Origin of the sequence: Rhizobium sp. NXC14, assembly GCF_002117485.1 — a bacterium.
GTDB lineage: Bacteria > Pseudomonadota > Alphaproteobacteria > Rhizobiales > Rhizobiaceae > Rhizobium.
In genome coordinates, this window is sequence record NZ_CP021030.1 from 1,477,025 (window position 1) to 1,502,791 (window position 25,767).

Sequence of the window (25,767 nt, forward strand, 5' to 3'; positions counted from 1 at the left end):
ATTTGGTCGTGAGGAGCTTTGCATGTTCAATGGGTCCATTCCCGCCCTCGTCACCCCCTTCACCGATGCCGGACTGATCGACGAAGCGAGCTTCGCTGCCCATGTCGACTGGCAGATCAAGGAAGGCAGCAGCGGTCTCGTTCCGGTGGGAACGACCGGCGAATCGCCGACGCTGTCGCATGCCGAGCACAAGCAGGTCGTGGAACTCTGCATCGAAGTGGCGGCAAAACGCGTTCCGGTCATGGCCGGCGCCGGTTCGAACAATACGCGTGAGGCGGTCGAACTCGCCCAGCACGCCGAAAAGGTCGGCGCCGACGCCGTGCTCGTCGTCACGCCCTATTACAACAAGCCGACGCAGAAGGGGCTGATTGCGCATTTTTCTGCGATTGCCGAGGCCGTTGCCCTGCCGATCTATATCTACAATATTCCGGGCCGTTCGGTGATCGATATGACGCCCGAAACGATGGGTGCTCTCGTCAAGGCACATAGCAATATCGTCGGCGTCAAGGACGCGACGGGCAAGATCGAGCGTGTTTCCGAGCAGCGCATCACCTGCGGCAAGGATTTCAGGCAATTGTCCGGCGAGGACGCGACAGCCCTCGGTTTCAACGCCCATGGCGGCGTCGGCTGCATCTCGGTGACGGCCAATGTCGCCCCGCGCCTCTGCGCCGATTTTCAGGCCGCGACGTTGGCCGGTGAATACGCCCGCGCGCTCGAATATCAGGACCGCCTGATGCCGCTGCACAAGGCAATTTTCCTTGAGCCTGGTCTCTGCGGCGCCAAATACGGTCTCTCCAAGCTCGGCCGCATGAGCCGTAACGTCCGCTCGCCGCTGCTTTCGACGCTGGAGCCGGCAACCGAAGCAGCGATCGATGCCGCCATGCGTCATGCAGGATTGCTGAACTGAGGAGACCGGCCGCCTTCACAAGGCCGGCTCGTTCCCTTACATAAGGGGTAAGCAATGAGGGCGCGGCTTTTCGCGCGCCCCGAAGGGAATATCGTCATGGCCCCCAAAGGCAGCCAGCGCGTGGTGAACAAGGTCGTGGCCGAAAACCGCAAAGCCCGCTTCAACTACGAGATCATCGATACTTATGAGGCAGGTCTGGTGCTGAAGGGCACGGAGGTCAAGTCGTTGCGCGAAGGCAAGGCCAATATCGCCGAATCCTACGCGTCGGATGAGGACGGCGAGATCTGGCTGATCAATTCCTACCTGCCGGAATATCTGCAGGCGAACCGTTTCAATCACGAGCCGCGCCGGCGCCGCAAGCTGCTGCTGTCGGGCCGTGAAATCCATCGCCTGCGCTCCGCCGTCAACCGCGAAGGCATGACGCTGGTCCCGCTGAAGATCTATTTCAACGATCGGGGTCGGGCGAAGATGGAGCTGGCGCTCGCCAAGGGCAAAAAATTGCACGATAAGCGCGAATCCGAGAAGGAGCGCGACTGGAACCGGCAGAAGAGCCGCTTATTGAAGGATAACGGCTAACCCATCACGCCGCAGCCGATCGGCTCGCGACGCTTCGATTAGTCCCCGAAATCGCTGGCTGGGGCGACTTCGACCGGGCGCGGCGCCCGTTCCGCGGGATCGCGACCGATCTCAGCCTTCAGCGACAAGAGATCAATGAAATGGTCGGCCTGTCGGCGCAGGTCGTCGGCGATCATCGGCGGCTGCGTCGCCATGGTCGAGATCACCGAGACTTTGCGGCCTCTGCGTTGCAGCGCTTCGACGAGGTTCGTGAAGTCGCCGTCGCCGGAGAAGATGACGAGATGGTCGACGGTTTCCGACTGCTCCATGGCGTCGATCGCCAGCTCGATGTCCATGTTGCCCTTGATCTTCCGCCGGCCCATGGAGTCGGTGAATTCCTTGGCGGGCTTGGTGACGACTTTGTAGCCGTTATAGTCGAGCCAGTCGATCAGAGGACGGATCGATGAATATTCCTGGTCCTCGATCAACGCCGTATAATAGTAGGCGCGCAGGAGGTAGCCGCGTTTCTGGAATGCCTTCAAGAGCTTGCGGTAATCTATGTCGAAACCGAGGCTCTTGGATGCAGCGTAGAGGTTGGCGCCGTCAATGAAGAGTGCAATTTTTTCGCGTGGGTCAAACATCGCTTACCAATTCCAATGAGAGAAATCGAAATTCGCAGGGCATCAAATTGCAATAAATACAAGGGCTTATCGTGATCCTTGATCTGATGCTTACTTTACCATCTATTCATATAAGAGAGATTTAGGGCACGATTCCGCATATTCCAAGCAACCTTTGGTAGAATTGTCACATTCTCCATGGAAATTTAGCTCGGCACCGGATAAAGACGAGGGGAGCCGGAACGAAAAACTTGTATTTGCCCGGTTTTAATTGTATCGGGCGTGCTAATCCCGAAATGACGACCGTAAAGGACAGGCAATGGCCCGTGTCACAGTTGAAGATTGCATCGACAAGGTGGAGAACCGCTTCGAGCTGGTTCTGCTCGCCAGCCACCGCGCCCGGCTGATTTCCCAGGGTGCCTCGATCACCATCGATCGGGACAACGACAAGAATCCTGTCGTGGCGCTGCGCGAAATCGCCGACGAGACGCTTTCCCCCGATGATCTCAAGGAAGATCTGATCCATTCGCTGCAGAAGCATGTCGAAGTCGACGAGCCCGAGCCCGATCCGGCCAGCATGATCGCCGCCGGCGGCGCTGCTGCCGCCGATAGCGAGGAGCAGGATGACCTGCCGGAGACGATCACTTTCGACCAGATGTCGGAAGAAGAGCTGCTTGCCGGTATCGAGGGCCTCGTGCCGCCGGAAAAGAGCGACGATTATTAAGCGTCTCGACCGGATCTGAACCGGAAAAGAGCGACGATTACCAATCGTCAATCTTGCGCCTTTATTGCTTAGGCATATTATTGCCCATGTGTGCGCCAATCGTTGATTGGCGCGCTTTTGTTTTTGTCGGAGTGGCTTTGGAATGATGCGGCAGTACGAGCTCGTGGAGCGGGTTCAGCAATACAAGCCCGATGCCAATGAAGCACTGCTGAACAAGGCCTATGTTTACGCCATGCAGAAACATGGCCAGCAGAAACGCGCGAGCGGCGACCCGTATATTTCCCATCCGCTCGAGGTCGCCGCCATCCTGACCGATATGCATCTCGATGAATCGACGATCGCGGTCGCCCTTCTGCACGACACGATCGAGGATACGACGGCGACGCGCGCCGAAATCGACGAACTCTTCGGTGAGGACATCGGCCGCCTGGTCGAGGGGCTGACGAAGATCAAGAAGCTCGATCTCGTCACCAAGAAGGCCAAGCAGGCGGAGAACCTGCGCAAGCTGCTGCTCGCCATATCAGATGACGTGCGGGTGCTGCTCGTCAAGCTCGCCGACCGCCTGCACAATATGCGTACCCTCGATCACATGTCGGCCGACAAGCGTGCCCGCATCTCCGAGGAGACGATGGAAATCTATGCGCCGCTCGCCGGCCGCATGGGCATGCAGGATATGCGCGAGGAACTCGAGGAGCTTTCCTTCCGGCACATGAACCCGGAGGCCTACGAGACCGTCACGAAAAGGCTGGAAGAGCTCTCCAAGCGCAACGAAGGCATCGTCAAGAAGATCGAGGCCGAATTGCGCGACCTGCTGGTCGCAAGCGGCCTGACGAGCGCCTATGTCAAGGGCCGGCAGAAGAAGCCCTATTCGGTCTTTCGCAAAATGCAGTCGAAGTCGCTCTCCTTCGAACAGCTTTCCGATGTCTACGGCTTCCGTCTGATCGTCGAGGACATTCCATCCTGTTACCGGGCGCTCGGCATCGTCCATACGCGCTGGCGCGTCGTGCCCGGCCGGTTCAAGGATTATATCTCGACGCCGAAGCAGAACGATTACCGTTCGCTCCACACCACCATCGTCGGCCCCTCCAGCCAGCGCATCGAGTTGCAGATCCGCACCAAGCGTATGCACGAAATCGCCGAGTTCGGCATCGCCGCTCACACGCTCTACAAGGATGGCGCCACCAATGCCGATGGCGACATTCTTTCGCGCGAATCCAATGCCTATTCCTGGCTGCGCCATACGATCGAGGCGCTCGCCGAAGGTGACAGCCCGGAGGAATTCCTTGAGCACACCAAGCTCGAACTCTTTCAGGATCAGGTCTTCTGCTTCACGCCGAAGGGCAAGCTGATTGCCCTGCCGCGTGGTGCCACCCCGATCGATTTCGCCTATGCGGTGCACACCAATATCGGCGACACGACGGTGGGCGCCAAGATCAACGGCCGCATCATGCCGCTGGTGACGCGGCTGGCGAATGGCGACGAAGTCGAGATTATCCGCTCCGGCGTGCAGGTTCCGCCGGCGGCGTGGGAAGAAATCGTCGTCACCGGCAAGGCGCGGGCTGCCATCCGCCGCGCCACCCGCATGGCGATCCGCAAGCAATATGCAGGCCTCGGCCACCGCATTCTCGAGCGCACCTTCAACCGGGCCGGCAAGATTTTCTCGCGCGAGGCGATGAAGCCGGCGCTCCACCGTCTGGGCCAGAAGGATGTCGAGGATGCAATCGCCGCCGTCGGTCGCGGCGAGATGTCCTCGCTCGACGTGCTGCGCGCCGTCTATCCTGATCACCAGGACGAGCGCGTCACCGTCAAGCCTTCAGGCGATGACGGCTGGTTCAACGTCCGCAGCGCCGCGGGCATGATCTTCAAGATTCCCGGAAAGGCTAAAACAGGGGCCGAAGGCGGCCATTCGGAACTCGATGCCGATGTCGATGTCGGCCCGATCCGCGGCCTGTCCGGCAATGTCGACGTCAAGTTCGCCTCGACCGGCGCCGTGCCCGGCGACCGCATCGTCGGCATCATGGATCAGAGCAAGGGCATTACCATCTATCCGATCCAGTCGCCGAGCCTGCAGCGTTTCGACGATCAACCCGATCGCTGGATCGACGTGCGCTGGGATCTCGACGAGGCCAACAAGTCGCGTTTCATGGCGCGTATCATGGTGAATGCATTGAATGAGCCCGGCACGCTTGCCAAGGTCGCCCAGACCGTGGCCGGGCTCGACGTCAATATTCGCATGCTGAACACGGTGCGCGTGGCAGCCGATTTCACCGAGATGATGCTCGAAGTCGAGGTGTGGGACCTGCGGCAGCTCAACCAGTTGCTCGCCCAGATGAAGGACCTGGATTGCATCGCCACGGTCCGGCGGCTCTATGAGTAGGCTTTTGTTAGCCTGCCATGGAGCTGATCGACCAAAATGCACATTTTATGATCGGTCTGTACTCGCGACGGCGCAGCAATAAGGCAAGGAATGCGTTGTGCGCATAGCTGTGTCCATGTTGCGGCGGTGGTAATTAACCTTTGCCGGGACTATCTTCTGGTCATCGAAAACGTAAACAGAAGATGAGACAAGGTAATGTTTGATCCTATCAGGAAAATCGCTCGCGCCTTTCGCGCGCCGACCACGCAGGAACGTGAAATGGCCTATCTGAACGGCTCGCTGGATCGTATCGATCTCGAGTTTCGTCAGCGTCAGGTCGATCGCGGTCTGTTCCGCAATCGCTGACACCGCCTTTATACTTTGTCGAGTGAGGGACGTTACGATAATGAGCGCGCCTCGGCATGAAGATGCTCCTTTGCAAGAAAGATAAGGGGGCTGTTTCGGGCGGTACCATTGGCCGCTCTTGTCATGGTCCGGTGCACTGCACTAAATAGCGGCCATGTTGTTTCGCCGTCGCAAGCCTGCGGGTTTCAAGGAAAAGATGCGGGAGCTTCTATGGCCCCGAAAAGGTTTCCTTCGCCCGATCCGTTACCTGACAATGCGCATTCTGCGCCTGAGCGCTTCGCCGCATGCGGTTGCGGCCGGTGTTGCCGCCGGCGTCTTTGTCTCGTGGACGCCGTTCATTGGCGTGCATTTCGTCATGGCTTTCGTCATCACCTATTTCCTCTCCGGCAATATGGTGGCCGCGGCTCTCGGCTGCGCGGCCTTCGGCAATCCGCTGACCTATCCTTTCATCTGGGGTATCACCTGGGAAATCGGCCATCTGCTGCTCAGCCGTGAGGATCATCTGGCCGGTCAGGCGGTGGATCTCGCCGCGCTCTTTCACAAGCTGAACTTCACCGAATTGTGGAAGCCCGTGCTGGAGCCGATGTTGATCGGCGCCATCCCACCGGGAATCGTAACCGCCGTTGCGCTCTATGCGCTGACGTTCTACACCGTCAAAGGTTTTCAGGCCCGCCGCCGCACGCGACTGCTGGAGCGGGCACGTCTGCGCCTGGCGGGTGCGGCCAGCGACATGCCGAGCATATGAACCGGTACAGAATTCTTGAGCGACGGAAGGTTCCGGCATGATCATCGGCATTGGCAGCGATCTGATCGACATTCGTCGTGTCGAGAAATCGATCGAGCGCTTCGGCGAGCGCTTCACTCATCGCTGCTTCACCGAGATCGAGCGCGCCCGTTCCGACCGCCGGGCAAACCGCGCCGCATCCTATGCCAAGCGTTTCGCCGCCAAGGAGGCCTGTTCGAAGGCGCTCGGCACCGGCATAGCCCAGGGCGTCTTCTGGAAGGACATGGGCGTCGTCAACCTGCCGAGCGGCAAGCCGACCATGCTACTGACCGGTACCGCCGCCGCGCTCCTGGAAGCGATGCTGCCCGCGGGCCATAGACCCGCCATTCATTTGACAATAACCGATGATTATCCCTTGGCGCAGGCCTTCGTTATCATCGAGGCGTTGCCCGAAAGGCCATGATGGCGACCCCGGGGAGCGTTTCAACGGGACCCGGGGGCGTTTGGTAGCGACCGCAGAAGCGTTTCAACGCGACCCTGGGAGTGTTTGATCGCGACCACGGAAGCGTTTCAACGCGACCTCTCGTCGCTTTTCATGTTGTCGCCATTGCCGCAACCGGCCGAAGCCGCTAGAGAGAACGGCAGAAAGAATTGCGCCTTTACGGCGTCTTGAAGGAACAAGACTGCGTGTCCGAAAAAGTCGATACCAAGCCGAACGCCCTCTGGGAAAACATCAAGGTCATCATTCAGGCGCTGATTTTGGCGATGGTGATCAGAACCGTGCTGTTCCAGCCCTTTACCATTCCGTCCGGTTCAATGATGCCGACGCTGCTCGTCGGCGATTATATCTTCGTCAATAAGTTCGCTTACGGCTATTCGAAGTATTCGCTGCCCTTCTCGCCTGATCTCTTCAGCGGCCGCATCTTCGGCTCCGATCCGAAGCGCGGCGATATCGTCGTCTTCCGCTTCCCGCCGAATCCCGATGTCGATTATATCAAGCGCTGCATCGGCCTGCCCGGCGACCATATCCAGGTCACCGACGGCGTCCTCTACGTCAACGGCAAGCCGGTTCCGAAGGTGGCGGATGGCAGTTTCACCTCGGACTACAAGCTCGATCCGGGCGAGGACGTACCGGTCTTCCGCGAAACCCTTGATAACGGCAAGACTTACGACACGCTCGACCAGTCGCCGGTCTCGCGCGGCGACAACACCCGTGAGTTCATCGTGCCGGAAGGCCATTATTTCATGATGGGCGACAACCGCGATAACTCGCTCGACAGCCGCTTCGACGTCGGCTTCGTGCCGGCTGAAAATCTTGTCGGTCGCGCCAGCGTCATCTTCTTCTCGCTCGGCAACGACACGTCTTTCCGCGAAATCTGGAAGTGGCCGACCAACATGCGCTGGGACCGCCTTTTCAAGGTCGTTGAATGAGTAAGGCGCAGACGCTTTCTGCGGCGGATCGCGCAAAGCTCGAAAGCCTGATCGGCCATGACTTCGCCGAAAAGGCACGCCTGGACCGGGCACTGACCCATGCCAGCGCCCGTACCGAAAAGGGCGGCAACTACGAACGGCTGGAGTTTCTCGGCGACAGGGTCCTCGGGCTCTGCATCGCCGAGCTTCTGTTCCGCACCTTCGGCACGGCGGGGGAAGGCGAGCTCTCGGTTCGCCTCAACCAGCTCGTCAGCGCCGAAACCTGTGCAGCGGTCGCCGACGAACTCAATCTCCACCTTTATATCCGCACCGGCGCCGATGTGAAGAAATTGACCGGCAAGCGCATGATGAATGTGCGCGCCGATGTCGTCGAGAGCCTGATCGCCGCGATCTATCTCGATGGCGGTCTCGAAGTCGCCCGCCGGTTCATCCTGCGCTATTGGCAGGGCAGGGCGGTCAGGGCCGACGGCGCCAAGCGCGACGCCAAGACCGAGCTGCAGGAATGGTCACACGCGAAATTCGGCGTCACACCGATCTATCGGGTTGATGAACGCAGCGGACCGGATCATGATCCGCGCTTCAAGGTGACGGTAGAAGTTGCTGGCATAAAGCCGGAAACCGGCGTAGAGCGGTCGAAGCGTGCCGCCGAACAGGTTGCGGCGACCAAGATGCTCGAGCGTGAAGGCATTTGGCAGCAATCGTCTGCCGGAAACTGACGGTACAATGACACAAGAAGAAGATATCGCGGCCGAAGCTGCCGTAGAAGCCAATGGTCCGACACATTCGGGTTTCGTTGCGCTGATCGGGCCGACTAATGCCGGCAAGTCGACGCTGGTGAACCGCCTCGTCGGCGCCAAGGTGTCGATCGTCAGTCACAAGGTGCAGACGACGCGCGCGATCGTCCGCGGCATTGCCATTCATGACAATGCCCAGATCGTCTTCATGGATACGCCCGGCATCTTCAAGCCGCGCCGTCGGCTCGACCGAGCCATGGTGACTTCTGCCTGGGGCGGCGCCAAGGATGCCGATCTGATCATGCTGCTGATCGACAGCGAGCGCGGTTTGCGCGGCGACGCCGAAGCCATCCTCGAGGGCCTGAAAGAAGTCCAGCAGCCGAAGATCCTGGTGCTCAACAAGATCGACCGCGTCAACCGCGAGGATCTGCTGGCGCTGGCCGCCGCCGCCAATGAGAAGATTGCTTTCGATCGCACTTTCATGATCTCGGCCGAAACCGGTTCCGGTTGCGACGATGTCATGGACTATCTGGCCACCACCTTGCCGGAGGGGCCGTGGTACTATCCGGAAGACCAGATCTCCGATCTCCCCATGCGTCAGCTCGCCGCGGAGATTACCCGCGAAAAGCTGTTCCTGCGCCTGCACCAGGAGCTTCCCTATTCCTCGCATGTCGAAACGGAAAAGTGGGAAGAGCGTAAGGATGGCTCGGTTCGGATCGAGCAGGTGATCTATGTCGAGCGTGATAGCCAGAAGAAGATCGCCCTCGGCAAAGGTGGCGAAACCATCAAGGCGATCTCGACCGCCTCCCGCAAGGAATTGTCGGAAATATTAGAGCAGCCGGTCCATCTCTTCCTCTTCGTCAAGGTCCGCGAGAACTGGGGCGATGACCCCGAGCGCTTCCGCGAAATGGGCCTCGAATTCCCTAAATAAGGACGGCAACGATTTTATCGAGAAGCCTCCAGCCCCTTGTTTCTTAGGAAAAAATCCGTCTCGTTGCGGAACGAATCCGAGCTTTGCGCATTCCTCGGTCAACGGCGGCCAGACGGGCCGTCGTTTGCGCGACCGCGGGGCAGGCATGGCGACGTCGAGACGCATCCATTCATTCAAGACCCCTTGCGAATTATGTCCATTGCGGCCTCTGCCGCATTTCAGGGAGTTCAGCCGAGACGAGCTGGAATTCGTTTCACGTTTCAAACGCGGCGAGCTTGCCGTCGATGCCGGCTCCACCATTCTTGTCGAAGGCGCCCACAGCGCTCATCTTTTCACCGTGCTGTCCGGTTGGGGCTTCCGCTACAAGATGCTGGAGGACGGGCGCCGCCAGATTCTGAATTACATCATGCCGGGCGACCTGATCGGTCTTCAGGGAACGATCGCCGGCGAAATGCAGCATTCCATCGAAGCGCTGTCGCCCGTTTCCCTTTGCGTCTTCGAGCGCGACCGGCTGATGACGCTCTACAACAAACATCCTTCGCTCGCCTTCGACATCACGTGGATTGCCGCGCGCGAAGAACGAATATTGGATGAGCATCTCCTCTCCATCGGCCGTCGCACTGCATTGGAAAGAGCGGCCTATCTGATCGCTTTCTTGTATGAGCGCGGCAGGAAGCTCGATCTCTTCAACGGCCGCAAATTCATCCCCATCACTCAACAGCACATCGCCGACACTCTCGGTCTTTCCATCGTTCACACCAACAAGACGCTGAGAAAGCTTGGAGAACGCGGTTTGATCCGCTGGCAGGAACGCGGCTGCGAAGTTCAAAACGGTGAGGAGTTAATGGCGATCGCCGGTTGGGAAGGACTTGGGGAGGGCAAGCGTCCCTTCATTTAGCCCGATGGCCTATGTCTTTTTTAAATGCAGTTAAGCTTTTCGGAAAATAAGGTCGGTCGTCATCTTTCCTCCGATTTTGATTCTTATCGACCGGGCAGAAAAATGGTTTATTCAGAACTGGTGGCGCAATTCACCGATAGCGTGCCATGCGGGGCACCGGAGGGCAATGATGTTGGCGAAAGGGCCAAGGCGCTGCGAAAAGCGCCCGACGAGGGGCGCGGAAGCATGAACGCACTCCGTGTTTTGGTTCTCGAGGACAGTCTGATCATCGCGATGGAGGCGGAGGATATCCTGCGCATGGCCGGTGTCGAGAGCATCGATATTGTCGGCAGTCTCGATCAGGCAAGAGCCGCCATCGCTGCGGAGACGTATGATTTCGCTCTTCTCGACGTCAACCTCGGCGAGGGCATGAGTTTCGGATTTGCCCGCCATCTTCTCGATGCCGGCATCCCCTTCGGTTTTGTCAGTGGCTATTCCGATATACGTGACTTCCCGTGCGACCTTCAGCACATACCGCTGCTGGTGAAGCCGTTCGACGAAAAGGCGATGCGCGAATTCCTGCAGAGGCTTCTGCCGGCTGCGGCCTAACGTAGTCCGTGATGGACACGGGATCTGCTTGAGAGCGCCTGATGCGATCGCTTTGAAACTGCGGGCAATCCTTCGGGAAATCGATTCCGGTTTCCCGATTTATGCGCTACGATAAGGTAATCGGCCGCAGGAACTTCTTATGCAGTGGCAGGACCAGGCAATCATTCTGGGTGTCAAACGCCACGGCGAGACGAGCGTCATCGCCGAGGTTATGACGCGTGGTCGCGGCCGTCACCTCGGCCTGGTGCGTTCCGGCCGTTCGCGCGCCATGCAGCCGGTGCTGCAGCCGGGCAATGCCGTCGAGGTCGTCTGGCGCGCCCGGCTCGACGAACATCTCGGCGAATTCCGCGTCGAGCCTGTGACGCTGCGCGCCGCCCGTCTGATTGAAACGGCGACCGCCGTCTACGGGGTCCAGGCGATGGGCGCTCTGCTGCGGCTGCTGCCGGAGCGAGACCCGCATCCGCATCTCTTCGACGCGCTGGAGGTGATCCTCGATCATCTGCACAACCCCGCCGATGCCGGTGAGCTTTTCGTACGTTTCGAGCTGGCGGTGCTGAACGATCTCGGCTTCGGGCTCGATCTTGCCGAATGCGCGGCGACCGGCGCCCGCTCTGATCTCGTCTATGTCTCGCCGAAGTCCGGCCGCGCCGTGAGCCGTAGCGCCGGGGCGCCGTGGGCCGACAAGATGCTGGTCCTGCCGCCCTTCCTCGGTGTCAAAGGCAATCACGCGGCGGACTTCGACAGCCTTGCTGCCGCGTTCCGTCTGACCGGGTTCTTCCTGCATCGCCATGTTTACGAGCCGCGCGGCATCGAGGCTGCGGCAGCCCGTGACGGTTTCGTGCGGGCCGCGCTCAGGGCGCTTGATCCAGCCTCGCGGACGCTTTCCGATCCGAACGGCGTCCCCGCCTGACCTGATTTTTTACTGCTGCAAAATATCCTCCGGATTTGGCGGTTTACCCGCTGATCGGTGGCTCCTATCTCTTGATTGCCAATCAAGGAGGATTCCATGCTGACCAAGACCGCATCACCGACGACGATCACGCTCTGGAACGGTCGCGAAATCCCGCGCCTCGGCATGGGGTGCTGGGCAATCGGCGGCCCTTTCTTCGCTGGTGACACGCCGCTTGGTTGGGGCGAAGTCGACGACAATGAATCCGTCGAAGCGATCGATCGCGCCATCGCGCTCGGCATCCGCTTCTTCGATACCGCCTCGAACTACGGCGCCGGCCACTCGGAAGAGGTGCTCGGCCGGGCGGTCGGCAATCGTGACGGCATCATCGTCGCCACCAAATTCGGCTTCGCGACCGATCCGGAGACGAAGCAGGCAATTGGGGCCTTCGCCGATGAGGCGTTCATTCGCAGCTCGGTCGAGACATCGCTGCGCCGACTCAAGCGCGATCGCCTTGATCTGCTGCAGTTTCACATCAATGATTTTCCGCTGGAACAGTCGGATGCTGTCTTCGATACGCTAGAGGCGCTGCGAGCCGAAGGCAAGATCGACGCATTCGGCTGGAGCACCGATTTTCCCGATCGCGCCGCCCGCCATGCCGACCGCGCCGGCTTTGTCTCGGTCCAGCATACGATGAACGTCTTCGATCCGGTGCCGGAGATGATCGCTGTGATCGAAGGGAAGGGTCTGATTTCCATCAATCGCGGTCCGCTGGCCATGGGGCTGCTCACCGGCAAGTTCACCGCCGACAAGGCGGTAGGCGCCAAGGATGTCCGCGGCGCGGCACTCCCCTGGATGGTCTATTTCAAGGACGGGCGCATGGCTCCGGAATTTTCCGCAAGGCTCGATGCCGTCCGCGATCTCCTGACGTCAGGCGGCCGCACGCTGACACAGGGGGCTCTCGCCTGGCTCCTGGCGAGGTCGCCGCGCACTTTCCCCATTCCGGGCTTCCGCACCATCAGCCAGGTGGAGGAAAATGCCGGCGCACTGGAAAAGGGACCGCTGTCGGCTGACGTCATGGCGGCTATCGATGCCGCACTCGGCATGGGTGAGAGACGGTGAAACTCTCCCCACGCTCCCTCATTCCTGTGCCTGTCACAGCAATGAGGGAGAATGTTGCGATGTATAAGGGACAAAGCGCCCTCAGCCCTTCCGCAATTCAACCTACTCTCGTGCGCGAACCTTCATCGCCCAGCCCTCCGGCCGCGCCTCGATGATCTTCACCTCGTCGCCGATGGCGATCCGTCCGCTGCCGCGAGGCGTGACGTTCCAGCCAAAGAGCGGCCCTGGCACACGCCGGTCAGCAGACATGCGGATGCGACCCATGGCCGGCATCGGGTTCGGCCCCTCGCGTGAACCGGTCAACTGGTCCTGCGTCGTCATGATGCAGCGGGAGCAAGGTTTGACGAGATCGAAACGAACGCCTGATATTTCGATCGCCGCCCAGCGATCCTCCGGCCATGCCTCATCGATGTCTATGACGATGTTCGGACGGAAACGTTCCATTCCGACGCTGCCTTCGCCATGCGCGGCGAGATCGGCATTCAGCGCCTTCAGTGAGCCCGTCGTCGTCACCAGGATCTGGTATCCGTCGGTAAAGGTGACGGGCGAGCTTTCGCCGGCCCATTCGGCGTTCGCCGTCCGCCGTGCCTGCCCGTCGAAGAAGACCAGCAGCACCTCGCGGCCGAGCCATTCGGAAAGCTGCCTGTTGCTGTCGGGATCGGCGACCGCGGCGCTGACGGTCGATTTCCATACGGTCACATCCATGCGGACTTCAGGCCGAGGCGGAGGCACCGCTAGCTCAGACTTTCCCTGCATCAGCAGCCGAAAGGCGCCCGGTTCCGGACGGATCTCGATGCGCGCGAGGTCCAGCAGTTCGCGCTGGGTGATGAAGTGACCGTTCAAATCGGTAATCATCGCCCGCCGGTCGCCGGCAAGCCCCTCGGCGCCAATATCGGCGGCGGGCAGCGCAATGGCGCGAGCGCTCTTGAGCGGGTATATGAAGAGGTCGCTGATGCGCATGCCGTTCTCCCTGGATATAGTTCTCTAGATTTCATCCATGAACGCCGCGAGAAAATCGCGCAGGCTCTTGTCGCGCGCGGCCGCAATCCGGCGGCCGGTCTCGGTCTGGAATCCCTCCGCCAGTTTGAACAGCTTCGTCTGGAAGTGGTCAATGGCATAACGCTTGTCGTCGAAGGGCCGGTTCGTTGCCGCGGGGTCGAAGGGATCGTAAAGTCCCGATCCCATTCGTCCGCCGATATAGAAGCAGCGTGCGACGCCGACCATGCCGATCGCGTCCAGCCGGTCGGCATCCTGCAGGATCTTCGCCTCGAGCGTCTGCGGCGCCACCCCGGCGGAAAAACTATGAGCGGTGATGGCGTGGGCCGCGGCTTCGATATCCGCTTCGCTCCAGCCGAGTTCGGAAAGGATCACCGAAGCCTTTTCCGCCGCCAAGGCCGATGCTTTTGCCCGCAAGGGTGAGTTCTTCTCGACGGCGACGCAGTCGTGCAGCAGCACGGCGGCGGCAAGGATGCGCCCATCTCCGCCTTCTCCCGCATGGATGCGCATGGCGTTCCTGAAGACGCGCAAGATATGGGCAAGATCGTGTGAGCCGTCGTCGCCTTCGGCGGCGTGTGCGATCAGCGCAGCGGCGAGCGTTTCATGAGGGGAGAAGGCTTCGGCCTCGAACATTGTGCCACCTCTTGTCGGAAGAAAAACGTCGAGGAGCGCCGGCCGAAAGCAAAGGGAGCTTCACAGGAAGACGCCGCTACGAAAAACGGAGATCTCGAAGCCGGTTTGTAGCGGCTCAACGTGCGAGTCGCAATCGAGGGAGGTCAGCGCTCGAGCGTCTGAAAAGCTGTCGCGCCGCTGCTCTTCGGCGGCGGGGAGAGAAGATGGGGCACGTCACGGACCGGGCGCGGCGGACTGATGTGATAGCCCTGGATCTCGTCGCATTCCTCGCTTTCGAGCAGCGTCAGCTGGGCCGCCGTCTCGACGCCTTCGACGGTGACGCGCATGCCGAGCGCATCGCCGAGCAGGATGATTGCGCGCATGATCGCATGCGCTTCCTTGCTGTCGACAATGTCGTTCACGAAGGATTTGTCGATCTTGATCTTGTCGAAGGGAAAGCTGGAGAGATAGCTCAGCGAGGAATATCCGGTGCCGAAATCGTCCATCGAGATGCGGATGTCGCGGTCCTTCAGGGCATGCAGGATCGGCAGCACCTCGCTGAGGTTTTCCATCAGCACGCTCTCGGTGATTTCCAGTTCGAGCCGCGATGGCGAGAGCCCGGCGGCGGCAAGCGCTTCGCTGACGTCATGCGTCAGGTTGCCGCTGCGGAACTGGATCGCCGAAACATTGACTGCGACCTTGATGTTTTCCGGCCATTGGGCCGCATCCCTGCAGGCCTGGCGTAAAACCCAGCGGCCGATATCGACGACGAGGCCGACCTCCTCGGCAAGCGGAATGAAATCCATCGGCGGCACTCGGCCTCGGAACGGATGGTTCCAGCGGATCAACGCTTCGAAACCGCAGATCCGCCGCTCGGCAAGATCGTAAAGCGGCTGGTAATGCAGCTCGAATTCCCCGTTCTCGACGGCGGCTCGAAGATCTGCCTCCAGCGCATGGCGCAACTGCATTTGCGCTTCCATTTCGCCGGTGAAGAAGCGCTCGCGCTTGCGTCCGTCCGCCTTGGCATGCGACAGCGCCACGCCGGCATTTTTCAGCAGGATATCGGTTTCCCCGCCGTTCTCAGGAGCGATTGCAATACCCATGGAGACACTGAGCGTCACCTGTTTTTCGCCGTTCAGGAATGGCTCGGAAAGCGCGCGGCGGATTTGGTCGGCCAGCACCGTCACGTTTTTAGGCTGCTGCTTACCCGTCTGCAGGATGGCGAATTCGTCCGAACCGAGGCGCGCCAGCGTGTTTTCCGATCCAGCCGAAGCTCGGATGCGCTCCGCAACCTGCTGCAGGATCTTGTCGCCGACCGATACGCCGATCGTGTTGTTGATCGATTTGAAGCGGTCGAGATTGAGATGGACGAGGGCGATCTGCTCGTGCGGCTTGCGCTCGGCGAGCGTCGCATCGACCTGCTCGCGGAAATACATCCGATTGGGAAGACCCGTCAGGGGATCGTGATGGGCGAGATAGGTGATGCGCTGGGCGGCCTTTCGATCCTCGGTGATATCGGCATGAATGGCGATGCTGCTGCCGTCGGAGAGGATGGTCACCACGCTTTGAATGATGCGGCCATCATGCATCTGCCATTCGCGTCGGCGGATGCTGCTGCTTTCTGCCTTGGCGAGGGAAGGTCGTGCTGTCTGCCGGACGCTTTTGGAGGCGGTGCTTTCGTTGCCGCGCATTTTGCCGATGAGTTCGGCAATCGTCGCGCCCGCGGCGATATCTTCCGGCGTCAGTCCGAAGAGCTGAGGGAAGCGGATATTGTAAAGCGTCAGCCGCTGGCCGGCGTCGAAAACGCTGAGGCCGAGCGGCAGGTTGTTCAGGACGATCTCGAAGAGTTTTTTCTGTCCTTCGAACGCTTGACTGAGCGCCGATAGATTCCCTCTCAGCGTCTGGTTTTCCTTTTGAAGGGTTTCCGCACTTCTCTCGATTGCATCATAGTCGCTTTCATGGCCGCGGTAGGTTGCGATCACCAGCTCCATCAGACGCTGCGCGTCAATTGATCCGTCGGCCATGACAGCCTCTGTGCATTGCCGCCAGAAGAGCGCTTCAGCCTTCATGGGAAAGCATCTTGGCTGACGGCAATAGCAAGAGCCGTCCGCGTCTGATGGACGTGCCTCAAAATATCGGACATGAAAACCTTTCTAAGAGAAACCATTGAAATCAATTTTTATGAGTGACGTACGGGTAATGCCTGATGACTATTTTGGAGCGGGCGGATTAATATTCGGTTGCAGTGCAGCAGAGGTGCACGTCGTCAGACAGGTTGCTTTCCATATTGGAAATTACTGGAATACCGGGCGGGCAGCGGCGGAAACCCGGTTCGAGCGCGCTCCGTTGATTTCTGTCAACCATTGTTAACGAGTAGTTAACAACTTATTGACGCACTGCGCAAATCAGTTTAACCACCGAGTCAACAGTGATTTCCCCTTCGTATTGCGTACAAACACCACCGGCAAAAGGCGGTGAATGGAGGTTTGTATGACCCGCACCACATCCGTTTCAGACACGTCATATGCGTATCTAGCGACACTTTCACGGCTAGATCTAAACGGCGACGGCGTATTGAGCCGCGGCGAACGTGCCGCCGATGAGAAGCCAGGCATCATCAAAGAACTCCTGGAGGAAGACATGGGCAGCGAGACTCAGCCCAAATTTTCCGGCAGCCTGATTGCGCTGATGATGGATACCCACGACAGCGGCACGACAAGCAGCATCGCCGTGCCCTATCCGCTGCAGCAGAGCGCGTCTGCGACTGGCAGCCAATCCGACGATCTCTACCGCAACACCTACGGCCAGTTCGATTTCGACGCCGTCGCCTGACGATAGCACGGTTCACGTGATCTGAAGCCGGCCCGTTGGTCGGCTTTTCTCGTTGGATGCTCCGCAGAGGAACACCTTCAGGGCTGAGACGTTCAGAAGGACATCCGGACGGAAGGAGATCTCCATGAAAGCCATGCGCATCATCGCCGCCCTGAGCCTGCTGGCCCTTGCCTTGCCGGCAAGTGCTGCCCAGGACAAGCAGACGGCGGTCGCCAATTTCGTCGGCGAGGACGGCAAGGAAAATGGTCGGGCCCAACTGACGGCCGCCGCCAATGGCGGCGTTCTGATCGAAGTGGAGATATCAGGGCTGCCGGCGAATAAATGGGTGGCCTTTCATGTTCACGAAACCGGCCGCTGCGACGCGGCGAGCCATTACGAATCGGCAGGCGGTCATTTCAACCCGGGCTCTGCCGAACACGGCATTCTCGCCGCTAAGGGGCCGCATGCCGGCGACATGCCCAACCAGTATGTTGGACAGGATGGCGTGCTCAGAGCTCAGATCTTCGATGGCATGGTCACGCTCGATGGCAAGAAAGATGGCATTCGCGGCCGCGCATTGATGGTGCACGCCAATTCCGATGATTATCGCAGTCAGCCTTCCGGCGGTGCCGGTGAAAGACTTGCTTGCGGCGTGGTCGAATAGGCCGACGATCGGCCCGCGCTGCAATGGTTCACTGCCGTGTTGGCTCTTCCGCCGCCGTGCCGTTGGACCTTTTTCCCAGCGCGGAATTTCCACCGTCCCGCACAGCGGCTGGATCGCCCTTTTCGTCAAAGGCAAGTTTTACCCGCTTCACCATATCGCGGCTGACCTGCCACCAGTCACCGGTCTTTGCCCAGTAGCGTAGCGTTAGCGAAATCGTGCTGTCACCGAGCGCGTCGATGAAAACGCTGGGTGCCGGTGACGGCAGCACCCTTGGGTTGCCTTTGGCAATGCCCATCAACGTCTCCATCGCCTGATCGAGGTCGTCCTCACGAGAAATGTTGATTTTCAAGTCGTTCTGCCGCGTAGGCTCACGGCTGAAGTTGGTTATCGGCGTGTTCCACAGCGTTGAATTCGGCGCCAGCCGATAGAGCCCGTCGCCGGTTCTGAGTTCAGTCGCAAACAATCCGACCTCGCGCACCGTGCCGGCCACGCTGCTGGTTTCGATATATTCGCCGACCCGAAACGGCCTGAGGATCAGGAGCATGATGCCGGCCGCGATATTCTGCAGTGTCCCTTGCAGCGCCAGCCCGATCGCCAGGCCGGCTGCGCCGAGGGCGGCGATGATCGAGGCGGTCTGGACGCCGAATTGGCCGAGCACGGTGATGAACACCAGAATCAGAAGCGCATAACGCACCACATTGGTGAAGAATCGCGCCAGTGTCTCGTCGATGCCATGGATGCGTGACAAGCCCTCATAGGCCCAGCGGCTGACAAAGCCGGCCAGCGTCCAGCCGATGACGAGCAGGATCAACGCCCCGAGAATGGAGAAGGAATATTGGACTGCAAGTGCGCTTGCCTGGCTGAGTGCCGTGCGGGTGGCGAGAAGGACATCGGCTGCTTGTTGTTCCATGATCTGGCCCTGTGGAGATTGCGAGGTCGAGGCCAAGATGGAGCAGACGCCAGCAGCGTCAACCGCAGGCAAGGTTCCGGATCGCCAGCAGGAAGGGCGCATTGCCGTCCGCATCGGCGCCACGCCCGATCGCCCTTACCGCCGCAACCAGCCGGCCGCCGCGGCTAAGCAAGGTGTCACCGATCTCGATCAGCCGGGTGTTCGGAGTTGCGAAAGGTGAAGCGGCGCGCAGCCGACGGACAAGCTCTTCCTCGTCCTGATCCGGCGCGATCGACAGAGCGGCGATGAGTGCCGCGGCCGGTGATCGCGACACGCCCATCCAGCAATGGATGAGCAGCGGGGTCTCCTGCCGCCACGATGCGGCAAACTCGATGATCGCCTGTACATGTGTTTCGTCAGGCGCCACGAGACCGCCCGTGCCCTTGAAGGTGATATCGTTCATCGAAAGCGTCAGGTGACGATCGGGCGCGATCACACCCGGCCGATGAAAGGCCTGTTCTTTGGCGATCAGGCTGATCATGTCACGCGCCTTGTGGCGCACCGCCATTTCGGCGATGCGCGAGAGCGGCGAGACGACGATCAAGCTCACGATACCATCCCCCGCTCGGCCTCGATCGCCGCAAAGCGCTCGCAGAACAGCCGCTGGGCTTCCAGCGCCGGCAAAGGTTCGATCAGCAACATCTCCTTGCTGATGCCGCGAGGCTGGCCGAAGAATTTCTGCGCCTCGGCGGGCGTGAAGCCGGCAAGTACCGTCGCCTCGAAATATGCCGCGATCGTATCGGCCTTCTTGATCCGGTCCTTGAGATCGCGCGATGGGTGAGGCGGCAGGCCGAAGCGCAGGTGCACGGCGGCCTCCAGCCGCATTTCCACCGCCTTATAGCCGCCGCCGACCACGGATTTGAACGGCGAGATCATGTCGCCGATCACATATTCAGGCGCGTCATGGAGCAGCGCCATCAGACATTCCTCCGGCCGCGCATTGTTGAAACGGCGGAAAATATCTTCAACGACGAGGCTGTGCTGCGCCACCGAAAAGGCATGATCGCCCGATGTCTGGCCGTTCCAGCGTGCCACGCGCGCGAGACCATGGGCGATATCGGCGAGTTCGACATCGAGCGGCGACGGGTCGAGCAGGTCGAGCCTGCGCCCGGACAGCATGCGTTGCCAGGCACGCGGAGCTTTGGCCGTCACGCGCTGGCCTCGTCTGCGCTGGTGGGAAAGACAAGGCCGGACCATTGCGGCAGGGCGAGAGAAACCGGCGTTTGGCCGGCCAGCAGCGGCGTGCCTTCCGCCATTGCAGCACCGGCGCGGTCAATTCGCACGATCGCAAGCCCGCTGCCGCCCTCGACCGAACCGAGTGTGCCCACCGGCTTGCCGGCGGCGGTGATCGCCGTGCCCGCTAGAGGCAAGGCCGTAGCGGCGGACACGGTGACAACGCGCCGGCGCGCAGTGCCGCGGTGCTGCATGCGCGAGACGACCTCCTGGCCGACATAGCAGCCTTTCTTGAAGGAGAGGCCGCCGTTCAGATCCATCAGCACGTCATGCGGGAAGGCGTCCTGCAGGGCAAAGTCGGATCCCGAGGTGACGATACCGTGGCGGATGCGCAAGCTCTCATAGAGTGACGGCGCATCATGGCCATGCTTTCCTGCCCGGCGGCGCAGCGGGACACCTGCCTTGGCGAAGCGGCTGTCTCGGACACCTCCGATGCGATCGGCATCCTCGCCCCAGCAAACGGTAATGCCATTCTCAGGCTGAGGCGTAAGCGTAACGGCGGCCCGCAGCCTGTACATTGTCAGCCGCTTCGCCAGCCCTTCGAGCTGGGCCGCATCCGTTTCAATCAGGTAGCCGTCGCAGTCCCGCCAGACCATGAAATCGAACAGGATCTTCCCCTGCGGCGTCAGCAGTGCTCCAGGCCGCGCCTCATCGGGCGCAAGCGAAACAATATCGGTGGTGATCAGGTTCTGCAGGAAGGATTGGGCGTCCGCGCCGCCGACGGAGAGCAGTGAGCGGTCTTTCAGGAAAACGGCTGGCATGGCGGAATCTGTCGCGTTGGTCGTCGCTCAGAGGTATGACTTCGTGGAGTGGATCGCAAGGTCATGTGACATGCGGAAGGCGCATGCGAGGCGGCGTCAGTCGCCCGCTGTGAAGAACTTCCACTTGCCGTCAGGCGTGATGCCGAGGCGGTAGAAATTATAGCCACCGAATTCCTGCATGTCGGAAAGGTCGCCGGCGGTCACGATGCGCAACAGCTCGACTCGCTCCGGCGGTGTCAGCGACTTCAGATCCTTCTCGGCGAAATAGGGCCAGACATACATATCGTCGGCTGTGCCTTGGCCGACATGAACGAAACCGGTCGAGACGATATCGAGCATGATGGCTAGAATTTCATCTCCGTCCGGATCGCCGGAGAGATCTTTCAGCGTGCCGATCGGGTCGTCGGTTGCTTCACCCACCGTCACCTGCGTCTGGTCTTTGCCGGTGCCCATCAGCGGTCGCAACCGTTCGAGATCGCCGGAGGCGGCGGCCTCGACAATCTGTTGGCGCATTTTGCGAACCGGCTCGGGCGCCTTGTTGATGTCGTAAATCACCTCGACCGGTTTGGATGCGTCCTGGGCGCCGGGCGTCTTGTCGACGCCCTGACTGTTCTGGCTGTTGACCAGCGGCTCGGCCATGGGAACGCCGGGGGTGCTGCCCTGGGGCTGGTTCTGCCCCTCAGGACTTCCCTGTGCCAGCGGCGCCTCGCTGGGGGCTTGGCCGGGGATCTTATGGAGTTCGGAAAGCGCATAGGCCGAGGGCGCGAGGAGGGCGTTGCCGGCGGTAAGGCTGAACGCAAGCAACACCGGCGCGAGCCGAATTCGCGAAACTTTCTCTTTACCGATGGGCATCGAACTCTCTGAACAATTATTGCAGGGTGCGGTTGGCGGAGAATTCGCCGGCAAGCATACGGTCGCGCAGCGAATCGAGCAGAGCTTCGGCGCTGTTTTCCCCGTGCAATCGGATGGTTTCGCGCAGGGCATGCGCGATGGCGGCATCAGCTATGATCTCCGGCTCGATCCCATCGGCCATGCCGTCGGCCCAAGCCTCGTTCTGGTACTCCAGAGCCGCCTGCATCTTTTCGTGGACGATCATGTCGTCGATGTCGTTGAGGCTTGCTTCCATTGTCTTTTCCTCAGAACTTCTCATGTCTTACTGCACCGTTAATAACACTAACAGCCTTTTCCCAAAACGACACGTCCGCATGCGAAAACAGGTTAATTAAATGTCAATTTCCAAAGCGCGAGGTAATTTCTGTGGCGAGTGTTGCACCTTCGTTACGGTAGCGCTCTTCTGCCACGATGGCCGCCGGGGTGCAATCCGTATAGACGGAGGCGAAGGCGCGATACCCACGATTGAAGGCCGCGGTCAACCTTTCCTTGCGCTGCGGCTCGTTACCCGTCTCCGAATCGAGCAGCTGCTTCATGCCTTCCCGCCACTCATCGCCGCCCGCCGCCTTGCAGAGCGTTCTCAGATAATGCACCGAACCCAGCACTTCGGCGAGCCGCGCCAGCTTGTCGTCATAGGGCACGGGCACGGCCGCGACCGGCGGCGCAATCTCCTCCTGCGCAGGCGCCGTATTCTTGCCCTGAGCCATGGTGGGCCCGGCAAGCACGAGCAGGGACAGGACAACGCGTCGAACGGGAATCATGCTTCCACTTGATACGTTGAGCGTGACGGCAACAAGGCGCGTCTGAAAGTTTCCACTTCTATTCACCGCCCGCCAGCCGTTCCGCGCATTCGAGCACGCTTTGCGGCACAGGCAGTCGCCGGATCTCCTCTACCGTATACCAGCCGAGCGCCGCCGCATCGTCGGCGGCTTCCGCCACCATTTCCCGGTCGGCGTCGACGCAAAAGACTGACAGGAAGAAATGGCTCCTGATGTTGCCATCCGGCCCATGCGTCTTAAGGTCATAGGTAGAGAACAGCCGCCGATTGTGCGCCGAGATGCCGGTTTCCTCGCGGAACTCGCGCAGCGCGGTCTGCTCCGGCGTTTCGCCCGGCTCGGCGCGGCCGCCGGGAAAGGCATACATGTCGGCAGAGGGCGGGTTGCGTCGCAATACCAGAAGGAATCGCCCGTCGCGTTCGAGAATGGCGGAGGAGGCGGCTTTGGCGGTGGAGGTCATGGCTGCTCTTGCTGTGACGGCCTATTCGATCTGACGGGCTGATGATTGCGGATCGCGGCTGCGGGCCGGCCCGATTTTCCTGTGGGATAGCTCCCAAGACAAGCCCCGAAAAATTGCGTAGCGGTTCGCGAAATAACGACATCCGTGCAACAAGGAGGCAAAAAATATTCGAAAGGGCTTTGCGTGACCTATATCATTTACGCGTTTGCCGCCGTTTTCGAGATCGCCGGCTGCTTCGCCTTCTGGGCGTGGCTCAAGCTTGAGAAGCCGATCTGGTGGCTGGCGCCGGGCATGATCTCGCTTGCGCTTTTCGCCTGGCTTCTGACGCTGGTGCCGAGCGATGCCGCCGGTCGAACCTTCGCAGCCTATGGCGGCATCTACATTCTTGCTTCGCTCTCCTGGCTGTGGCTGATCGAAGGCCGGGTGCCCGATCGTTATGATATCGGCGGCGGACTGATCTGCCTTGGCGGGGCGAGCGTCATCCTCTTTGCGCCGCGCGCCTGAAACCGTCACGCAAAAGCATGCAACGCGCCTTGACCGGACTCGGGCCGGCTGCAAAGACAGGACGATGTGTGGACGTTTCGCCCTGACAAGTTCCAGCGCCGACCTGCGCGACTTCTTCTCCGGTCTCGATCTCGAGGACTTCCCGGCGCGCTACAACATCGCCCCGACGCAGCCGATCCTCGTGGTCATGGCAGGCGAGTGCCGGGAGCGGGGCAGCAATCTGCCCGATCGTCGCGCCGTTCTCGTGCGATGGGGCTTCACGCCGGGTTGGGTCAAGGACCCGAGGGATTTCCCGCTGCTGATCAACGCGCGCGCCGAGACCGCGATCGGCAAGGCCTCGTTTCGAGCGGCGATGCGTCATCGCCGCGTGCTTATTCCGACCTCAGGTTTTTACGAATGGCATCGCCCCTCCAAGGAGAGCGGCGGCAAGCCGCAGGCCTATTGGATCAGGCCGCGCCGGGGCCGGGTCGTCGCCTTTGCCGGGCTGATGGAGACATGGTCCTCGGCCGATGGCTCGGAGGTCGATACCGGTGCGATCCTGACAACGTCAGCCAATGCGGGCATCTCCGCGATCCACGATCGCATGCCAGTCGTCATCAAACCGGAGGACTTCTCGCGCTGGCTCGATTGCAAGGCGCAGGAACCGCGCGAGGTGGTCGACCTGATGCAGCCTGCTCAGGGCGATTTCTTCGAGGCTATCCCGGTTTCCGACAAGGTCAACAAGGTTGCCAATATGGGGCCGGACCTGCAGGAGCAGGTTGTCGTCGAAAGACCGCCTGAGGCGCCTGCGAAACAAAGGCCGGATCACGGCCAGCTGAGTTTTTTCTAAAACGGCGTAGCGCTTCCGGCACCGCGGCCTGCTCGGCTTACCCGCAATGCCGGGGGCACATCGCCAAGCATGCCGCAGTCTTGGGATAACGGCATGCCGCAAAACGTGAAGCGTGGATGTGCCGTTCGAAGCTCGGCACCTCAAGCGGATTTCTTGACGCCGTCCGGCTTGTTCTTTGTCATCAATGATGCCGCGGCAACGGCCTTCAAGCCGACCGGGCGATAGTTGGCGGCGAGGTCTGGCTTGGCCGCCTGTTGTTCGCCGGCACTGCTCTTCTTCGAAGTCACGATACTCTCCTTGCGTGTTGCTTCCCTGAGTATTTTTGTATTTTGCTATTTGGTCAGAAATAGCGACAAAACGGCGGCGTCGCCTATCAGGATTTGTGAACGCCCACCATAATTCGCGAGGCTTAACTGAAGCCTACGTTGGTTAATACTTACTGAAGGGAGCGGTTCCAAAAAACCGCAAAGCGGTTTTCCCCGGGCAACGCGCAGCGTATATCCGGGGCCACAACATGGGAGAGAAGCATTTCGGTGATGCGGGAGAATTCGGAAGCGCGCGGAGGTCAGATGTGCCGGCCAATATCGTCGTCGCCGACGCCGGGTTCCTCGATCGTCAGGGTCCCATATTTCCGCCGCCATCTGCGTGCGCCGAAGGGGAGCGATATGAGATAGGCGGCAACGGTAAAGACCATCACCTCCCACGTGTAGCTCATCAGCAGAGCCACATAGAGCACGACGCCGAGCATCATCGGCAGCACCAGATCGCGCCGCAAGCGGTTGCCTTCCGATTTGCCCGACCAGACCGGCAGCCGGCTGATCAGCAGGAAGGCGATGGCGACGGTATAGATCGACGAGAGATAGGCGAAGGTGCGGTCCGTCGCCAGACCGAGGAAGCCAAGATAGACTGGCAGCAGCACCAGCATGGCGCCGGCCGGCGCGGGCACTCCGACAAAATATTCCGATTGCCAGCTCGCCTTGTTTTCGCGCTCGGCCATGACATTGAAGCGGGCAAGGCGAAGCCCGGCGGCAATCGCATAGATCAAGGCGGCAATCCAGCCGAGCGAACGAGCCTGATCGAGAGCAAAAACGTAAACGACGAGCGCGGGCGCGACGCCGAAATTGACGATATCGGCAAGCGAATCCATCTGCGCGCCGAATTTCGAGGTCGCCTTCATCAGCCGCGCCACGCGCCCGTCGATGCCGTCGAGGAAGGCGGCGAGCAGCACCATCGCGACGGCGAGCTCGTAACGGTTCTCGAAAGCGAGCCGAATGCCCGTCAACCCGGCACAGATCGCCAGAATGGTGATGAGGTTCGGAAAGACGAGGCGAAGCGGAATCTCTCGCAGGCGCGGACCGCGGGCGGAATCATCCGGCCCGTTTGGCTCGAAAGGCGGAAAGGGTGTTTCCATGTCGCGTTCCAATCGTTCCTTGAGC

The 25,767-nt window shown here is 60.4% G+C and carries 32 protein-coding genes; 18 read left to right on the top strand and 14 right to left on the bottom strand.

Annotation, left to right across the window (positions count from 1 at the left end; genetic code table 11):
• Nucleotides 1–22 precede the first annotated feature (22 nt).
• Together dapA and smpB are read left to right on the top strand one after the other, a co-directional pair.
• Nucleotides 23–907 carry a 4-hydroxy-tetrahydrodipicolinate synthase gene (gene dapA / locus NXC14_RS07210; RefSeq protein ID WP_085777587.1) on the top strand — a complete coding sequence of 295 codons (885 nt, stop codon included), beginning with the start codon at nt 23–25 and terminating at the stop codon, nt 905–907.
• Between the two features lie 96 nt (nt 908–1,003).
• On the top strand, nt 1,004–1,483 hold the full coding sequence (gene smpB, locus NXC14_RS07215; RefSeq protein WP_004675044.1) for an SsrA-binding protein SmpB: 480 nt from the start codon (nt 1,004–1,006) through the stop codon (nt 1,481–1,483).
• A gap of 38 nt (nt 1,484–1,521) precedes the next feature.
• Here the strand turns inward: smpB and NXC14_RS07220 are convergent, their stop codons facing one another.
• Nucleotides 1,522–2,103, bottom strand: coding sequence for an NYN domain-containing protein (locus tag NXC14_RS07220; protein WP_085777588.1), 582 nt, complete (start codon nt 2,101–2,103; stop codon nt 1,522–1,524).
• Between the two features lie 298 nt (nt 2,104–2,401).
• Here NXC14_RS07220 and rpoZ point away from each other — a divergent pair, with 298 nt between their 5' ends.
• The 12 genes from rpoZ (at nt 2,402) to NXC14_RS07280 (ending at nt 12,845) form a co-directional block, all read left to right on the top strand.
• Nucleotides 2,402–2,806: a DNA-directed RNA polymerase subunit omega gene (gene rpoZ / locus NXC14_RS07225; RefSeq protein WP_011424719.1), complete on the top strand. Its 405-nt coding sequence runs from the start codon at nt 2,402–2,404 to the stop codon at nt 2,804–2,806.
• A 142-nt stretch (nt 2,807–2,948) separates the two neighbouring features.
• Entirely contained in the window at nt 2,949–5,183 is a 2,235-nt protein-coding gene (locus NXC14_RS07230) for a bifunctional (p)ppGpp synthetase/guanosine-3',5'-bis(diphosphate) 3'-pyrophosphohydrolase (RefSeq protein WP_085777589.1), read from the top strand.
• Between the two features lie 195 nt (nt 5,184–5,378).
• Nucleotides 5,379–5,528, top strand: a complete 150-nt coding sequence (locus NXC14_RS07235; protein ID WP_064706756.1) for a DUF3563 family protein — start codon at nt 5,379–5,381, stop codon at nt 5,526–5,528.
• 154 nt (nt 5,529–5,682) lie between these two features.
• Nucleotides 5,683–6,273 (top strand): DUF2062 domain-containing protein, encoded by a 591-nt coding sequence (locus tag NXC14_RS07240; RefSeq protein ID WP_085777590.1) that lies wholly within the window; start codon nt 5,683–5,685, stop codon nt 6,271–6,273.
• Between the two features lie 37 nt (nt 6,274–6,310).
• Nucleotides 6,311–6,715 (top strand): holo-ACP synthase, encoded by a 405-nt coding sequence (gene acpS / locus NXC14_RS07245; RefSeq protein ID WP_085777591.1) that lies wholly within the window; start codon nt 6,311–6,313, stop codon nt 6,713–6,715.
• 224 nt (nt 6,716–6,939) lie between these two features.
• On the top strand, nt 6,940–7,683 hold the full coding sequence (lepB, locus tag NXC14_RS07250; protein ID WP_064801523.1) for a signal peptidase I: 744 nt from the start codon (nt 6,940–6,942) through the stop codon (nt 7,681–7,683).
• Entirely contained in the window at nt 7,680–8,399 is a 720-nt protein-coding gene (gene rnc, locus NXC14_RS07255; RefSeq protein ID WP_085777592.1) for a ribonuclease III, read from the top strand. The genes lepB and rnc overlap by 4 nt, the downstream gene beginning before the upstream one ends.
• 7 nt (nt 8,400–8,406) lie before the next feature.
• Nucleotides 8,407–9,348, top strand: a complete 942-nt coding sequence (era, locus tag NXC14_RS07260; RefSeq protein WP_085777593.1) for a GTPase Era — start codon at nt 8,407–8,409, stop codon at nt 9,346–9,348.
• A 145-nt stretch (nt 9,349–9,493) separates the two neighbouring features.
• Entirely contained in the window at nt 9,494–10,246 is a 753-nt protein-coding gene (locus NXC14_RS07265; RefSeq protein ID WP_085777594.1) for a Crp/Fnr family transcriptional regulator, read from the top strand.
• 102 nt (nt 10,247–10,348) lie between these two features.
• A complete protein-coding gene (locus tag NXC14_RS07270) occupies nt 10,349–10,834 on the top strand; it encodes a response regulator (RefSeq protein WP_085777595.1) in 486 nt (161 codons plus the stop codon).
• A gap of 139 nt (nt 10,835–10,973) precedes the next feature.
• Nucleotides 10,974–11,744 carry a DNA repair protein RecO gene (recO, locus tag NXC14_RS07275; RefSeq protein ID WP_085777596.1) on the top strand — a complete coding sequence of 257 codons (771 nt, stop codon included), beginning with the start codon at nt 10,974–10,976 and terminating at the stop codon, nt 11,742–11,744.
• A gap of 96 nt (nt 11,745–11,840) precedes the next feature.
• Nucleotides 11,841–12,845, top strand: a complete 1,005-nt coding sequence (locus NXC14_RS07280; protein ID WP_085777597.1) for an aldo/keto reductase — start codon at nt 11,841–11,843, stop codon at nt 12,843–12,845.
• Between the two features lie 102 nt (nt 12,846–12,947).
• Here the strand turns inward: NXC14_RS07280 and NXC14_RS07285 are convergent, their stop codons facing one another.
• The 3 genes from NXC14_RS07285 to NXC14_RS07295 form a co-directional block, all read right to left on the bottom strand.
• Nucleotides 12,948–13,805 carry an MOSC domain-containing protein gene (locus tag NXC14_RS07285; protein WP_085777598.1) on the bottom strand — a complete coding sequence of 286 codons (858 nt, stop codon included), beginning with the start codon at nt 13,803–13,805 and terminating at the stop codon, nt 12,948–12,950.
• 24 nt (nt 13,806–13,829) lie between these two features.
• Nucleotides 13,830–14,474, bottom strand: a complete 645-nt coding sequence (locus NXC14_RS07290) for an HD domain-containing protein (protein ID WP_085777599.1) — start codon at nt 14,472–14,474, stop codon at nt 13,830–13,832.
• 143 nt (nt 14,475–14,617) lie between these two features.
• Nucleotides 14,618–16,522, bottom strand: a complete 1,905-nt coding sequence (locus tag NXC14_RS07295; RefSeq protein ID WP_085777600.1) for an EAL domain-containing protein — start codon at nt 16,520–16,522, stop codon at nt 14,618–14,620.
• Between the two features lie 421 nt (nt 16,523–16,943).
• On the opposite strand from NXC14_RS07295, the gene NXC14_RS07300 reads away from it, so the two are divergent.
• On the top strand, nt 16,944–17,285 hold the full coding sequence (locus NXC14_RS07300) for a hypothetical protein (protein WP_085777601.1): 342 nt from the start codon (nt 16,944–16,946) through the stop codon (nt 17,283–17,285).
• A gap of 124 nt (nt 17,286–17,409) precedes the next feature.
• Nucleotides 17,410–17,928, top strand: a complete 519-nt coding sequence (locus NXC14_RS07305; RefSeq protein ID WP_085777602.1) for a superoxide dismutase family protein — start codon at nt 17,410–17,412, stop codon at nt 17,926–17,928.
• A gap of 28 nt (nt 17,929–17,956) precedes the next feature.
• Here NXC14_RS07305 and NXC14_RS07310 read toward each other — a convergent pair whose 3' ends face one another.
• From NXC14_RS07310 to NXC14_RS07345, 8 genes are all read right to left on the bottom strand, one after another.
• Complete coding sequence (locus NXC14_RS07310) at nt 17,957–18,838, bottom strand: mechanosensitive ion channel domain-containing protein (protein ID WP_085780025.1); 882 nt, start codon at nt 18,836–18,838, stop codon at nt 17,957–17,959.
• 58 nt (nt 18,839–18,896) lie between these two features.
• Nucleotides 18,897–19,427 (bottom strand): tyrosine phosphatase family protein, encoded by a 531-nt coding sequence (locus NXC14_RS07315; RefSeq protein ID WP_085777603.1) that lies wholly within the window; start codon nt 19,425–19,427, stop codon nt 18,897–18,899.
• On the bottom strand, nt 19,424–19,996 hold the full coding sequence (locus tag NXC14_RS07320; protein WP_085780026.1) for an HD family hydrolase: 573 nt from the start codon (nt 19,994–19,996) through the stop codon (nt 19,424–19,426). The genes NXC14_RS07315 and NXC14_RS07320 overlap by 4 nt, the downstream gene beginning before the upstream one ends.
• Before the next feature lie 29 nt (nt 19,997–20,025).
• Nucleotides 20,026–20,871: a folate-binding protein YgfZ gene (locus NXC14_RS07325; protein ID WP_085777604.1), complete on the bottom strand. Its 846-nt coding sequence runs from the start codon at nt 20,869–20,871 to the stop codon at nt 20,026–20,028.
• A 96-nt stretch (nt 20,872–20,967) separates the two neighbouring features.
• The gene (locus tag NXC14_RS07330) at nt 20,968–21,723 is read right to left on the bottom strand and encodes a hypothetical protein (RefSeq protein WP_085777605.1); all 756 of its coding nucleotides are present in this window, start codon (nt 21,721–21,723) and stop codon (nt 20,968–20,970) included.
• Between the two features lie 16 nt (nt 21,724–21,739).
• Nucleotides 21,740–21,997 carry a hypothetical protein gene (locus NXC14_RS07335; protein WP_020920882.1) on the bottom strand — a complete coding sequence of 86 codons (258 nt, stop codon included), beginning with the start codon at nt 21,995–21,997 and terminating at the stop codon, nt 21,740–21,742.
• Between the two features lie 103 nt (nt 21,998–22,100).
• Nucleotides 22,101–22,523 carry a TIGR02301 family protein gene (locus tag NXC14_RS07340; protein ID WP_085777606.1) on the bottom strand — a complete coding sequence of 141 codons (423 nt, stop codon included), beginning with the start codon at nt 22,521–22,523 and terminating at the stop codon, nt 22,101–22,103.
• Nucleotides 22,524–22,581: 58 nt separating this feature from the next.
• Nucleotides 22,582–22,998: an NUDIX domain-containing protein gene (locus tag NXC14_RS07345; protein ID WP_085777607.1), complete on the bottom strand. Its 417-nt coding sequence runs from the start codon at nt 22,996–22,998 to the stop codon at nt 22,582–22,584.
• Nucleotides 22,999–23,181: 183 nt separating this feature from the next.
• On the opposite strand from NXC14_RS07345, the gene NXC14_RS07350 reads away from it, so the two are divergent.
• Together NXC14_RS07350 and NXC14_RS07355 are read left to right on the top strand one after the other, a co-directional pair.
• Nucleotides 23,182–23,502, top strand: a complete 321-nt coding sequence (locus tag NXC14_RS07350) for a YnfA family protein (protein WP_085777608.1) — start codon at nt 23,182–23,184, stop codon at nt 23,500–23,502.
• Between the two features lie 64 nt (nt 23,503–23,566).
• Nucleotides 23,567–24,331, top strand: a complete 765-nt coding sequence (locus NXC14_RS07355; RefSeq protein ID WP_085777609.1) for an SOS response-associated peptidase — start codon at nt 23,567–23,569, stop codon at nt 24,329–24,331.
• A 140-nt stretch (nt 24,332–24,471) separates the two neighbouring features.
• Here NXC14_RS07355 and NXC14_RS32930 read toward each other — a convergent pair whose 3' ends face one another.
• Both NXC14_RS32930 and pssA read right to left on the bottom strand, forming a co-directional pair.
• Nucleotides 24,472–24,618: a hypothetical protein gene (locus tag NXC14_RS32930; RefSeq protein ID WP_176536258.1), complete on the bottom strand. Its 147-nt coding sequence runs from the start codon at nt 24,616–24,618 to the stop codon at nt 24,472–24,474.
• 278 nt (nt 24,619–24,896) lie between these two features.
• Nucleotides 24,897–25,742: a CDP-diacylglycerol--serine O-phosphatidyltransferase gene (pssA, locus tag NXC14_RS07360; protein ID WP_085777610.1), complete on the bottom strand. Its 846-nt coding sequence runs from the start codon at nt 25,740–25,742 to the stop codon at nt 24,897–24,899.
• Nucleotides 25,743–25,767 lie beyond the last annotated feature (25 nt).